Source organism: Streptomyces olivaceus, from assembly GCF_000721235.1.
GTDB lineage: Bacteria > Actinomycetota > Actinomycetes > Streptomycetales > Streptomycetaceae > Streptomyces > Streptomyces olivaceus.
Genome location: NZ_JOFH01000002.1, coordinates 194,110 through 207,220, shown reverse-complemented (window position 1 = coordinate 207,220; position 13,111 = coordinate 194,110). Strand labels below are relative to the sequence as shown.

The window sequence follows — 13,111 nt, the reverse complement described above, 5'->3', positions numbered from 1 at the left end:
AGCGCGTTCGGCGCCCCGGCTACAGGGCTCGCCGCATCGCGCGGTGCGGAATCCCGGCGTCGGGGAACTCGGGGCCGTATGCCTCGTACCCCAAACGCTGGTAAAAACCCAGGGCGTGGGTCTGCGCGTGCAGATCCACCGCGGTGAGCCCGCGCGCGCGTGCGGCGTCCTCCACCGCCCGCACCAGCGCGGCCCCGACGCCCAGGCCGCGGGCCGCCGCGGTCACCGCGAGCCGGCCCAGGGAGCCGACGGCCGGGTCTCCGTCGCCGTTCTTCGCGGCGGCGGACGCGCCGTGCAGCAGCCGGCCGGTGCCGAGCGGCACCCCGTCCTCCCGGACCGCGAGGACGTGCACGGCGCCGGCGTCGTGGGCGTCGTACTCGATGTCCTCGGGGACCTGTTGCTCGGCGACGAAGACGTCCTTGCGCACCGCGAAGCAGGCCTCCCGGTCCGCCGGGTCCTCGGCGACGCGCACCTCGTAGGCGGGGGCGGCGGAGTGCGGGGCGCTCATCCGTAGGTCTCCTCGCGGACCAGGTCGAGGGCGCGCCGGAGGTCCTCGGGGTAGTCGCTGGCGTACTCGACCCACTGGCCGTCGCCGGGGTGCTCGAAGCCGAGCCGCACGGCGTGCAGCCACTGGCGGGTCAGGCGCAGCCGCTTGGCGAGGGTGGGGTCCGCTCCGTAGGTCAGGTCGCCGACGCAGGGGTGGCGGTGGGCGGCCATGTGGACGCGGATCTGGTGGGTGCGGCCTGTCTCCAGCTTCACGTCGAGCAGGGAGGCGGCGCGGAACGCCTCGATGAGGTCGTAGTGCGTGACGGAGGGCTTGCCCTCGGCGGTGACGGCCCACTTGTAGTCGTGCTGCGGGTGGCGGCCGATGGGGGCGTCGATGGTGCCGCTGGTCGGGTCGGGGTGGCCCTGTACGAGCGTGTGGTAGCGCTTGTCGACCGTGCGCTCCTTGAACTGGCGCTTGAGCGAGGTGTACGCCCGCTCCGACTTGGCGACCGCCATCAGTCCCGAGGTGCCGACGTCGAGGCGGTGCACGATGCCCTGGCGCTCGGCGGCGCCGGAGGTGGAGACGCGGTACCCGGCGGCGGCCAGGCCGCCGATGACGGTCGGCCCGCTCCAGCCCGGGGACGGGTGGGCGGCGACGCCGACCGGCTTGACGACGACGACCACGTCCTCGTCGTCGTGCACGATCTCCATGCCCTCGACGGGCTCGGCGACCACCTGCACGGGCGCGGGCGCCTCGGGCATCTCGACCTCGAGCCAGGCGCCGCCGTGCACCCGCTCGGACTTGCCGACCACCGATCCGTCGACCTGCACCTTTCCCGCCGCCGCCAGCTCGGCGGCCTTGGTGCGGGAGAAGCCGAACATGCGGGAGATGGCGGCGTCGACGCGCTCGCCCTCCAGGCCGTCGGGCACGGGCAGGGTACGGATCTCGGGAATCGTGCTCACCCGTCGAGTATGCCGGACGGCCGGGACACTCCCGAACGCGCGCCCGGTCCCTGTGGACAACCGGCTCGGGCGGAGGTCGGTGCCTGTGGACGGTCAGTCCTTGTGGACGGTCCCGTCCGGGTCCAGGCCGCGGAAGGAGAGGAGCACGATCAGGATGCCGCCGCAGACGATCGCCGAGTCGGCGAGGTTGAAGACGGCGAAGTGCTTGGGCGCGATGAAGTCCACGACCGCCCCCTCGAAGACGCCGGGCGCGCGGAAGATCCGGTCGGTGAGGTTGCCGAGCGCACCGCCGAGCAGCAGGCCGAGCGCGATCGCCCACGGCACGCTGTAGAGCTTGCGCGCGAGGCGGGCGATCACGACGATCACGGCTGCCGCGATCACCGTGAAGATGATCGTGAAGGCCTCGCCGAAGCCGAAGGCCGCGCCGGCGTTGCGGATCGCGGCGAACCTCAGCCAGTCGCCGATGATCTCGATCGGCTCGTGGTGCTCCAGCTTGGCGACCACGATCATCTTGCTGACCAGGTCGAGAAGGTACGCGAACACGGCGACCGCGAACAGCACGGCGATCCGGCGCCTGCCCCGGGGGCGCTCCGGAGCCTGCTCCTGCTCCGCGTCGGGCAGCTCCTGCCCGTCCCCCGCCGCGTCCGGGGTGTCCGGAGTACCGATGATGCGCTCCGCCTCTGCCACGTGAGTCCCTCAGCCTAGGTCCTTGACTGAGCACGAGGGTACGGCACGCCCCGCGTCCCGGCCGCTGCCGCGTACCTGCTCAGTACCGGCTCAGTACCGGCGCTCCTGCTTCTGCTTGCACTCGACGCACAGGGTGGCCCGCGGGAAGGCCTGCATCCGCGCCTTGCCGATCGGCTTGCCGCAGTTCTCGCACAGGCCGTAGGTGCCCGCGTCCAGGCGTTCCAGGGCGCGCTCGGTCTGGGTCAGCACCTCGCGCGCGGTGGCGGCCAGCGCCAGTTCGTGCTCGCGCGTGATGTTCTTGCTGCCGGTGTCCGCCTCGTCGTCGCCCGCGCCGTCGCCGGAGTCCCGCATCATGCCCTGCAGCGACCGCTCGGAGGAGTCGATCTCGCTGCGCAGCCGGTCGGCCTCGGACTGCAGCTCGCCGCGCGCCTCCTCGACCTCCTGCGGGGTCCAGGGTTCCTCGCCGGGGCGCACCGCGAGGTCGCCGGGGACCGCGGCCGCACCGCGGGCCTTGGGAACGGCGGTCTTGGCCGCCGTGGCCGTGCCAGGAGTCTTCTTCGCAACCACCGTCGTGGCTCCCGTCTGCTCCGCGGCCTCGGCCGCGCCCGCCTTCTTGGCCGTGCTCTTGCCTGCCGTGCTCTTCATCGCCGCGGTCTTCTTCGCGGCTTCCCTGCCCGCCGGGCTCTTCTTCGCCGCGGTCTTCCCGGCCGCCGTCTTCTTCGTCGTCGTGCTCGCCGTCGTCTTCTTCGCCGAGGTCTTCCGTGCCGGGTCCTGCTCCGTGGTGCTCTCCTCGGCGGCGCCCCGTTTCGCGGCCGTCGTCTTCTTCTTCGCCACCATGGCCGCGGCCCCTTCACATATTGTGATCTTGCGCGCGAATCGTGCTGGGACGATAAATCGACTCGGGCCTCGCGGCAACGGGGCACGCCGCCGCTTTCGCGCGCCCACCGTGCGCCACGCGGTGAGCATGCATGCGTTGTGCCCAGCTCCCCGCCGGGTAATCCGCCGGGGCGGCCCCCGGGGCGGACCGCCCGGAAGCAGAAACCGGACGTCGGCATTCGGGTCACGTCCGGGCACGCCCGGGCGGTACGGCGCCCGCACCCCGCCCGGTGGCAAAACCGGTCGGCCGCCGTCCGTGCGGCGCCGTACACTGGGCGGAGCGAGAAGCGTGGATGGGGACGAGTAGCGGCGTCAGCAGCCCAGAGCGACCCGGGGACGGTGTGAGCCCGGGGGCGAGCGCGACGTGAAGATCACCCCGGAGCCGCCGGAAGAAAGCCCCGCAAGCCGTGGGGGCGAGTAGAACCGGCTCGCGACCCCAATGAGGGGGCTCACCGGAGCACACGACGCGCCGGGGGCCAAGGAGGGTGGTACCGCGGGAGCACGGCTCTCGTCCCTCCGACGGAAGGCAGCACATCCGCCGGAGGAAGCTCGTTGAATACGCAGCCGCAGTACCGCCAGGTACCCGCCCAGGTCGACCTGCCCGCGCTCGAACACGCGGTGCTCGACTTCTGGCGTGAGCAGAAGATCTTCGCCAAGACCCTGGAGCAGTCCGAGGGCCGCCCCGAGTGGGTCTTCTACGAGGGCCCGCCCACCGCCAACGGCATGCCCGGCGCCCACCACATCGAGGCGCGCGTCTTCAAGGACGTCTTCCCCCGCTTCCGCACGATGCGCGGCTACCACGTGGGCCGCAAGGCGGGCTGGGACTGCCACGGCCTGCCGGTCGAGCTGGCGGTCGAGAAGGAGCTGGGCTTCTCCGGCAAGCAGGACATCGAGGCGTACGGCATCGCGGAGTTCAACGCGAAGTGCCGCGAGTCGGTGACCCGCCACACGGACGCCTTCGAAGAGCTCACGACCCGTATGGGCTACTGGGCCGACCTCCAGGACCCGTACCGCACGATGGACCCCGAGTACATCGAGTCCGTCTGGTGGTCGCTGAAGGAGATCTTCAACAAGGGCCTGCTGGTCCAGGACCACCGGGTCGCCCCCTGGTGCCCCCGCTGCGGCACCGGACTGTCCGACCACGAGCTGGCCCAGGGCTACGAGACGGTCGTCGACCCGTCCGTCTACGTCCGCTTCCCCCTGACCTCGGGACCGCTGGCCGGCGAGGCCGCGCTGGTCGTCTGGACGACGACCCCGTGGACCCTGGTCTCCAACACCGCCGTCGCCGCGCACCCCGACGTCACCTACGTCGTCGCGACCGACGGCAACGAGAAGCTCGTCGTCGCCGAGCCCCTGGTCGCCAAGGCCCTCGGGGAGGGCTGGGAGACCACCGGCCAGTCCTTCACGGGCGCCGAGATGGAGCGCTGGACGTACCGGCGGCCCTTCGACCTGGTCGAGTTCCCCGAGCCCGCGCACTATGTCGTCAACGCCGACTACGTCACCACCGAGGACGGCACCGGCCTCGTCCACCAGTCCCCCGCCTTCGGCGAGGACGACCTCAGGGTCTGCCGCGCCTACGGCCTGCCCGTGGTCAACCCGGTCCGCCCCGACGGCACCTTCGAGGAGGACGTCCCGCTCGTCGGCGGCGTCTTCTTCAAGAAGGCCGACGAGAAGCTGACGGAGGACCTGGACGCGCGCGGCCTGCTCTTCAAGCACATCCCCTACGAGCACAGCTACCCGCACTGCTGGCGCTGCCACACCGCGCTGCTCTACTACGCGCAGCCGTCCTGGTACATCCGCACCACGGCGATCAAGGACCGCCTCCTGGCGGAGAACGAGAAGACCAACTGGTACCCGGAGGCGGTCAAGCACGGCCGGTACGGCGACTGGCTGAACAACAACATCGACTGGGCGCTCTCCCGCAACCGCTACTGGGGCACGCCGCTGCCGATCTGGCGCTGCGAGGACGACCACCTCACGGTCGTCGGCTCCCGCGCGGAGCTGACCGAGCTGTCCGGCACCGACCAGTCGGCCCTGGACCCGCACCGGCCGTTCATCGACGACGTGACCTTCACCTGCTCCCACGAGGGCTGCTCCCTCGAAGCGGTGCGCGTACCGGAGGTGATCGACGCCTGGTACGACTCGGGTTCGATGCCGTTCGCGCAGTGGGGCTACCCGTACAAGAACAAGGAGCTGTTCGAGAGCCGCTACCCGGCGCAGTTCATCTCCGAGGCCATCGACCAGACCCGCGGCTGGTTCTACACGCTGATGGCGATCGGCACCCTGGTCTTCGACGAGTCGTCCTACGAGAACGTGGTCTGCCTCGGCCACATCCTCGCCGAGGACGGCCGCAAGATGTCCAAGCACCTGGGCAACATCCTGCAGCCGATCCCGCTGATGGACCAGCACGGCGCCGACGCGGTCCGCTGGTTCATGGCGGCCGGCGGCTCCCCGTGGGCGGCCCGCCGGGTGGGCCACGGCACCATCCAGGAGGTCGTCCGCAAGACGCTCCTCACCTACTGGAACACGGTCGCCTTCCAGGCCCTGTACGCCCGCACCACGGGCTGGGCCCCGAGCGAGGCCGACCCGGCACCGGCCGACCGCCCGGTCCTGGACCGCTGGCTGCTCTCCGAGCTGCACGCGCTGACCGACCAGGTCACGCGGGCACTGGACGCCTACGACACCCAGCGGGCCGGCAAGCTGCTGTCCGCGTTCGTCGACGACCTCTCCAACTGGTACGTGCGCCGCTCGCGCCGCCGCTTCTGGCAGGGCGACAAGGCCGCGCTGCGCACGCTGCACGAGGTCGTCGAGACGGTCACCAAGCTGATGGCGCCGCTGACCCCGTTCATCACCGAGCGGGTCTGGCAGGACCTGGTCGTACCGGTCGCCCCGGGCGCGCCCGAGTCGGTCCACCTGTCCTCGTGGCCACAGGCCGACCTCACGGCGATCGACCCGGAGCTGTCGCAGCAGATGGTCCTGGTCCGCCGCCTGGTCGAGCTGGGCCGTGCCACCCGCGCGGAGTCCGGCGTCAAGACCCGGCAGCCGCTCAGCCGCGCGCTGATCGCGGTGGCGGGCTTCGGCACGCTCTCCCCCGAGCTGCACACGCAGATCACGGAGGAGCTGAACGTCGAGTCCCTCGCCTCGCTGAGCGAGGTCGGCGGCAGCCTGGTCGACACGACCGCGAAGGCCAACTTCCGGGCGCTGGGCAAGCGGTTCGGCAAGCGCGTGCAGGACGTGGCGAAGGCCGTCGCGGCCGCGGACGCCGCCGCGCTGTCCCTCGCCCTGCGCGAGGGCACGGCCTCGGTGGAGGTCGACGGCGAGACCGTCGCCCTCGCCCCCGACGAGGTGATCATCACGGAGACGCCGCGCGAGGGCTGGTCGGTCGCCTCCGACTCGGGCGCGACGGTGGCGCTGGACCTGGAGCTCACGGAGGAGCTGCGCCGCGCGGGCCTCGCCCGGGACGCGATCCGCCTGATCCAGGAGGCCCGCAAGAACAGCGGCCTCGACGTCGCCGACCGGATCGCCCTGCGCTGGACGGCCACGGACCCGGCGACGATCGCGGCCCTGACCGGCCACGCCGGCCTGATCGCCGACGAGGTCCTGGCGACGGACTTCGCCCAGGGGGAGGCGGACGACACGTACGGCGCCCCGTTCACGGACGAGGGGCTGTCCCTGGCCTTCCGCCTGCGCAAGCAGTAGCCGAGGCAAGCAACGAGGGCCCGCATCCGGGAGATGCGGGCCCTCTGCCGTAGCCACGGACGGTCGAGCCTCCCCCAAGTGCCTGAACCAGCGCCTGAACGGCCCGGGAGGCGCCCGCGGTCGGCCTCGGCACCAGCGCCCGGCACAACCAAAGGGCGGGCCCCGGGTCAGAAACCCGGGGCCCGCCCTGAACGTTGCCGGAGGCTACGCCGTACTACAGATCAGTTGTCGTCCTCGTCGATCAGGAACCCTCGCATCGGCGAAGGTGCCTGCCCCATCGGCGACGGCCCCTGCGGCCGCACCGGCGCCATCGGCTGGGTCATCGCGGGCTGCATCTGCTGCTGCCCGCCGTAGGACGGACCGGACTGGCCCGGACCGCCGCCCATCGACTGGTTGCCGCCGTAGGACGGGGCACTGGCGCCGGCCGGTGCCATCGAGGGCGCCGGGGACGGCGGCAGGGAGGCCGTGGCGGGCGTGCGCGGCGGGGCGAGCGAGTCGTCCGCCTGGGTCTCCAGCTGGCGCAGCTGCGACTCCAGGTAGGACTTCAGCCGCGTGCGGTACTCGCGCTCGAAGCCGCGCAGGTCCTCGACCTTGCGCTCCAGCGTGGCGCGAGCGGACTCCAGGGAGCCCATCGCGACGCGGTGCTTCTCCTGCGCGTCCCGCTCCAGGGCGTCCGCCTTGGCGCGGGCGTCCCGCTCCAGGCCCTCGGCACGCGAACGTGCCTCGCCGACGATCTTGTTGGCCTCGGAACGGGCCTCGGCGATCGCCTGGTCGGCGGTCTGCTGGGCCAGCGAGAGGACGCGGGCGGCGCTGTCGCCGCCGGGGCCGCCCTGGCCGGGCATACCGGGACCGCCAGGACCACCGGGGCCGCCGGGACCCTGCGGGCCGCCCATGGGGCCGCCCATCGGGCCGGGACCCATCTGACCCTGCATCGGACCCGGGCCCTGGCCCATCGGCCCCGGACCCTGACCCATCGGGCCGGGACCCTGCGGGCCGCCCTGTCCGCCGGGGCCGGCGGGCAGCTGCGGGGCACCGCTCGGCAGCTGGGGCGGCCCACCCATGGGGCCACCCATCTGCTGCTGCGGCGGGCCCGATATGCCGGCGGGCACCGGAGCGCCGGGACCTCGCATGCCCTGCTGAGGCATGCCGCCCTGCTGGGGCGGGTGTCCCTGCTGGTGCGGAGGCTGCCCCTGCTGGTGCGGCGGCTGGCCCTGCTGGTGGGGTGGCTGCTGCTGATCCTGCGGGGGTTCCGGAGGCTTGCGCATGTTCTGCTGGTTCTGCGCGGCCGCACGGGTCGCCGCGGCCAGCTTGGCCCGCAGGTCCTCGTTCTCGCGGAGCAGGCGGGTCAGTTCGGCTTCGACCTCGTCGAGGAAGGCATCGACCTCGTCCTCGTCATAGCCTTCTCGGAGGCGGACGGTCGTGAACTGCTTGTTCCGCACGTCCTCGGGGGTCAACGGCATCTCTTCACCTCAACGTTGTCGTCGGCATTCGGCAAGCCCGTATCTCTGTCATCGCTCACAGCTGGCTCACGTTGTTCACGATCCAGATCAGGATGTAGACGATGATCATCAGTACGAAGAAGGACAGGTCGAGCGCCACGCCCCCGAGACGCAGCGGCGGGATGAACCGCCGCAGAAGCTTCAACGGTGGATCGGTGACAGTGTAGGTGGCCTCCAGAACGACCACCATCGCCTTGCCGGGTTGCCACGAGCGGGCGAACTGGAACACGTAGTCCATGACCAACCGGAAGATGAGCACGATGAGAAAGCACATCAGCGCGATGTAGACGACATCCAGGACCACGCTCATGCCTGTGCTTCCCTCTCCCCTGAACCATCTCTCAGACCCTCCCTCGGGCCCGGGTTCTTGCTCTGTACCGGTTGTGCGTCTCAGCTCTGGTTGAAGAACCCGCCCTCTGCGATACGGGCCTTGTCCTCCGCCGTGACATCGACGTTAGCAGGAGACAGCAGGAACACCTTCTGCGTCACCCGCTCGATACTGCCGTGAAGACCAAACACCAAACCGGCCGCAAAGTCGACAAGTCGCTTGGCATCTGTGTCATCCATCTCAGTGAGATTCATGATCACCGGCGTGCCCTCACGGAAGTGTTCCCCGATGGTACGGGCCTCGTTGTAGGTCCGGGGGTGAAGTGTGGTGATCCGGTAGGGCTCTCGTTCGGACACGACCTTGGGCATGATGACCGGTGCGCTCTTTTCCAGGCTCGCGCGTTCTTGTGTGATGGACGCCACGGGCGCGATGCGCGCCGGGCGACCCGATTCCGCCCCCAGCGAAGCGGAACGAGAGACCGGCTCGCGCTGTGCGGGCGGCTGCACGACTCGTACCTCTTCGTCCCTTTGGGGCTGATGTGAACCGTGTGACTGGTGTACCGGTTCATGGCGCCGGTGGTCCCGCTCGGGCTCCGGGTCCAGTTCGGGTTCGAAGTCGTCGTCGGGGTCGAAGCCCCGGCCGTCGTACCCATCGTCCTCCACGAGGCCGAGGTAGACCGCCATCTTGCGCATCGCGCCGGCCATGCTCTGAGTCCTCCGCTCTGTGGTGGATCGGCTGACGACTGCCAAATGGCTGCGATCCACGAGGTCGTTGTGTCCGCTGTTCAGCGGCAATGACCATATTTTCTGCTGTGGTCCGACTTCTTGGCGACGTTACCCGAGCCTGGGTCGGACTCCGAGTACCGCAGTGCCGACGCGTACATGTGTCGCTCCGGCAGCCACGGCCTGCTCGAGGTCCGCACTCATGCCTGCGGAGACCATGGTGGCAGCCGGATGGGTTCGGCGCACGCGCGTCGCCACATCCGCGAGGCGCTCGAACGCCGCCTGCGGGCGCCCCGCGTACTCACCGGTGAGCGGGGCGACGGTCATCAGTCCGTCCAGGCGCAGCCCGTCCGATCCGGCGACGAGTTCGGCCAACTCTTCGATTCCCGCGGGCGAGACGCCGCCGCGCTCCCCGCGTGCGCCCTCTGCCGCGTCGAGCGCGACCTGGACGAGGCATCCCACCTCGCGCCCGGCCCGAACCGCTTCCCTCGACAGCGCCGTGACGAGCCTGGCCCGGTCCACGGACTGCACGACGTCCGCGTAACCGACCACGGAACGCACCTTGTTGGTCTGCAACTGACCGACGAAGTGCCACGAAAGCGACAGATCCGCGCACGCGGCGGCCTTCGGAGCGGCGTCCTGGTCGCGGTTCTCGGCGACGTGGCGCACTCCGAGTCCGGAGAGAATGCGCACGTCGTCCGCGGGGTAGGTCTTGGTGACCACGATGAGCGTCACGTCCTCGCGCGGACGGCCCGCCGCCGCGCAGGCGGCGGTGATGCGCTCTTCGACTTTCGCCAGATTCACGGCGAGTTCGTGCTTACGGTCCGTCATGCCCCATCAGTCCAGCCAGACATAGCCGGCGAGCCGCCCGGTGGTGCGGTCGCGCCGGTACGAGAAGTGGTCCGTCGACTCCCGGGTGCACACCGGCGACTGCGTGCGCTCGCGCACGCCGAGGCGCTCGAGCTGAGCGTGCACGCCGGCGCTCACATCGAGTGCCGGAGTGCCCCAACTCGTCTCGGCGTACGCCGCCGGTACCACCGCGGAGACATCCGCTCGCATCTCCTCGGGCACCTCGTAGCACCGGCCGCAGACGGCGGGTCCCGTGCGGGCGACGATCCGGGCGGGGTCCGCGCCGAGTCCGGTCATGGCCCGTACGGCGGCGGGGACGACCCCGGCGACCAGCCCGGGCCGGCCCGCGTGGGCCGCGGCGACGACGCCGGCGACGGGGTCGGCGAGCAGGACGGGCACGCAGTCCGCGGTGAGGACGGCGAGGGGGAGACCGCGTTCGGCGGTGACGACGGCGTCGGCCCGCGGGACCGGGCGGTCGCCCCAGGGCGCGTCCGCCACGGCGACGTCGGCCCCGTGCACCTGGTTCATCCAGACCACCCGGGCCGGGTCGACGCCCAGCGACTTGGCCGCCAGCTCCCGGTTGGCCGTGACGGCGCCGGGGTCGTCACCGACCGCGCCGCCGAGATTGAGCTCCTCGTACGGAACGGCGCTCACTCCGCCCCACCGGTCGGTGAAGCCGAAGTGCGCGCCGTTCACGGTGTCGCGCTGTCCTATCACTTCAGGAAGTCCGGCACGTCCAGTTCCTCGGCCGCGCTGTCCGAGTAGGTCCGCGACGGCGGGACCGGCGGCGGGGAGACCGGCGGCAGGTCGGCGACCGGCTCGGGCGCGGGCGCCTGCTCCGGCTCCTCCTTCGGCTTGACGCTGCCGAGCGAGCCGAAGGACGGCCGGCTCTCGGACGCGGGCCGGGCCGGGGTGGGCTCCTCGCGCTTGGCCGAGGAGGACCCGAGGACGTTGTCCCGCTTGGACGGCGGCTGGCCCCCGTCGAAGCCGGCCGCGATCACGGTGACCCGCACCTCGTCGCCGAGGGCGTCGTCGATGACCGCGCCGAAGATGATGTTGGCCTCGGGATGGGCGGCCTCGCTGACCAGCTGGGCGGCCTCGTTGATCTCGAACAGGCCGAGGTCGCTGCCGCCGGAGATGGAGAGCAGGACGCCGCGGGCGCCGTCGATGGACGCCTCGAGCAGCGGTGAGGAGATCGCCATCTCGGCCGCGGCCACCGCGCGGTCGTCGCCGCGGGCCGAGCCGATGCCCATGAGGGCCGAACCGGCCTCGGACATGACCGACTTGACGTCGGCGAAGTCCAGGTTGATCAGGCCGGGCGTGGTGATCAGGTCGGTGATGCCCTGCACACCGGAGAGCAGTACCTGGTCGGCGGACTTGAACGCGTCGAGCACGCTGACCTGGCGGTCCGAGATGGACAGGAGCCGGTCGTTGGGGATGACGATGAGGGTGTCGACCTCTTCGCGGAGTTCCGCGATGCCGTCCTCGGCCTGGTTGGCCCGGCGCCGCCCCTCGAAGGTGAACGGGCGGGTGACCACGCCGATGGTGAGGGCGCCCAGCGAACGGGCGATGTTGGCCACGACGGGCGCGCCGCCGGTGCCGGTGCCGCCGCCTTCACCGGCGGTCACGAAGACCATGTCGGCCCCCTTGAGGACCTCCTCGATCTCCTCGCGGTGGTCCTCGGCGGCCTTGCGGCCGACGGCCGGGTTGGCTCCGGCGCCGAGTCCGCGGGTGAGTTCGCGGCCGACGTCGAGCTTGACGTCGGCGTCGCTCATCAACAGCGCCTGCGCGTCGGTGTTGATGGCGATGAACTCGACGCCCTTGAGACCGACCTCGATCATCCGGTTGATGGCATTGACACCACCGCCGCCGACACCGATGACTTTGATGACTGCGAGGTAGTTCTGCGGTGCTGCCACGTCGAAGGCCTCTCGCCTCGAGTTACGTGTCGCCCGACCGCCGAAGCACTGATGCCCCCGCGACCCGACGACTGATGCCGATTGGGACGGTCCGTAGCGCCGACCCGAACCCTAACGCTGAAGTTTAGGGTTACCAGTGTGTCTGTTCCTTGGACTCTTCCGAACAGGACACTAAGTCGACAAGTGGCGCACGTTCAACGAACACGCCGAACCTCCCGTTTTTCTTTTCACCCTATGTGATCAGCCGTAGCGCTGCCCAGCCAGGGTGCTGGCCTGCACATATGCCCGTCAACTCGCCGACGAGGCGGGGGCGGTGGGAACACTCACGTCGAAGTGCGCGGCCTTCGGAGTCGCTTTCATCAGCGCGGTGAGCGCGCGCGCCTTGTGCACACCCTGTTCACCACTCCCCCACGCGACGGTCCGGTCGCCGCTCAACTCCAGGGAGATGTCGTCGTAGGAACGGACCTTGACGAGCCGGGTGTCCCGGGCGACCGCGGCCGGGAGCCGGCCGGCCACCCGCACCGCCTCCCGCACCAGGCGGTCCTCGTCGAAGCGGCGCAGACTCGCCGCGGCGGAGCCGGAGCGGGCGGGGTCAAGTTCCAGGGCGGGAACGCCTTTCGGGGCCTTGGAGACCGTGGCGAACCGGACGCCTTCGTCGTCCACCTCCACGTACTTTCCGCCCTTTCGGACAAGCAGCACCGGAGTGCGTTCCGTCACCTTCAGGCCGATTCCGTGCGGCCAGGAACGCTCCACGGCGACCTCGTCGATGCGGGGCAGCTTCCGGCGCAGCCGCTCCTCCACGGCACCGGTGTCGACGGAGACCAGCGGGTCCCCGACGGGCACGTCGGCGGCCTCGCGCACCTGCGCGGGCGTCAGGACGTCGGTTCCGGTCACCGACACGTCCTCCACGCGCGTCCAGTTGGACCCGTAGAGCAGCCAGACGGAGCCGCCGGCGAGGAGCACGAGGGCAACGGCAATGATGATGATCGTACGAAGACGAGGCGGGCCGAACCGGCGCGCGCGGGGCGGGCCGGACGACTCCTGCTGGCGTGCACCGCGCTCGGCGGTGGTCGGTCCGGCCAC

Annotated in this window: 12 protein-coding genes; 1 reads left to right on the top strand and 11 read right to left on the bottom strand. The window is 71.0% G+C overall.

From position 1 onward, the window contains the following. Positions 1 to 19: 19 nt before the first annotated feature. The 4 genes from IG94_RS0103845 to IG94_RS0103830 all read right to left on the bottom strand — a co-directional run bounded on the left by IG94_RS0103845 (position 20) and on the right by IG94_RS0103830 (position 2,973). Entirely contained in the window at positions 20 to 508 is a 489-nt protein-coding gene (locus tag IG94_RS0103845; RefSeq protein WP_031030985.1) for a GNAT family N-acetyltransferase, read from the bottom strand. Beyond that, positions 505 to 1,449, bottom strand: a complete 945-nt coding sequence (locus IG94_RS0103840; RefSeq protein WP_031030982.1) for an RluA family pseudouridine synthase — start codon at positions 1,447 to 1,449, stop codon at positions 505 to 507. Before IG94_RS0103840 ends, IG94_RS0103845 begins: the two co-directional genes overlap by 4 nt. A 93-nt stretch (positions 1,450 to 1,542) precedes the next feature. Then, entirely contained in the window at positions 1,543 to 2,136 is a 594-nt protein-coding gene (gene lspA, locus IG94_RS0103835; RefSeq protein ID WP_031030980.1) for a signal peptidase II, read from the bottom strand. A gap of 90 nt (positions 2,137 to 2,226) precedes the next feature. Beyond that, positions 2,227 to 2,973: a TraR/DksA family transcriptional regulator gene (locus tag IG94_RS0103830; protein WP_031030978.1), complete on the bottom strand. Its 747-nt coding sequence runs from the start codon at positions 2,971 to 2,973 to the stop codon at positions 2,227 to 2,229. Between the two features lie 591 nt (positions 2,974 to 3,564). On the opposite strand from IG94_RS0103830, the gene ileS reads away from it, so the two are divergent. Next, positions 3,565 to 6,711 (top strand): isoleucine--tRNA ligase, encoded by a 3,147-nt coding sequence (ileS, locus tag IG94_RS0103825; protein WP_031030976.1) that lies wholly within the window; start codon positions 3,565 to 3,567, stop codon positions 6,709 to 6,711. 221 nt (positions 6,712 to 6,932) lie between these two features. On the opposite strand, the gene divIVA is transcribed toward ileS, so the two are convergent. From divIVA to ftsQ, 7 genes are all read right to left on the bottom strand, one after another. After that, positions 6,933 to 8,171, bottom strand: coding sequence for an apical growth/hyphal branching protein DivIVA (divIVA, locus tag IG94_RS0103820; RefSeq protein WP_031030974.1), 1,239 nt, complete (start codon positions 8,169 to 8,171; stop codon positions 6,933 to 6,935). Between the two features lie 55 nt (positions 8,172 to 8,226). Continuing rightward, the gene (locus IG94_RS0103815) at positions 8,227 to 8,520 is read right to left on the bottom strand and encodes a YggT family protein (RefSeq protein ID WP_031030972.1); all 294 of its coding nucleotides are present in this window, start codon (positions 8,518 to 8,520) and stop codon (positions 8,227 to 8,229) included. A gap of 80 nt (positions 8,521 to 8,600) precedes the next feature. Then, a complete protein-coding gene (locus IG94_RS0103810) occupies positions 8,601 to 9,242 on the bottom strand; it encodes a cell division protein SepF (RefSeq protein ID WP_031030969.1) in 642 nt (213 codons plus the stop codon). A 129-nt stretch (positions 9,243 to 9,371) separates the two neighbouring features. Beyond that, entirely contained in the window at positions 9,372 to 10,091 is a 720-nt protein-coding gene (locus IG94_RS0103805) for a YggS family pyridoxal phosphate-dependent enzyme (RefSeq protein ID WP_031030966.1), read from the bottom strand. A gap of 6 nt (positions 10,092 to 10,097) precedes the next feature. Continuing rightward, positions 10,098 to 10,826 carry a peptidoglycan editing factor PgeF gene (gene pgeF, locus IG94_RS0103800; protein WP_031030963.1) on the bottom strand — a complete coding sequence of 243 codons (729 nt, stop codon included), beginning with the start codon at positions 10,824 to 10,826 and terminating at the stop codon, positions 10,098 to 10,100. Then, entirely contained in the window at positions 10,823 to 12,028 is a 1,206-nt protein-coding gene (ftsZ, locus tag IG94_RS0103795) for a cell division protein FtsZ (protein ID WP_031030961.1), read from the bottom strand. The genes pgeF and ftsZ overlap by 4 nt, the downstream gene beginning before the upstream one ends. 288 nt (positions 12,029 to 12,316) lie before the next feature. Beyond that, complete coding sequence (ftsQ, locus tag IG94_RS0103790) at positions 12,317 to 13,111, bottom strand: cell division protein FtsQ (RefSeq protein ID WP_031030958.1); 795 nt, start codon at positions 13,109 to 13,111, stop codon at positions 12,317 to 12,319.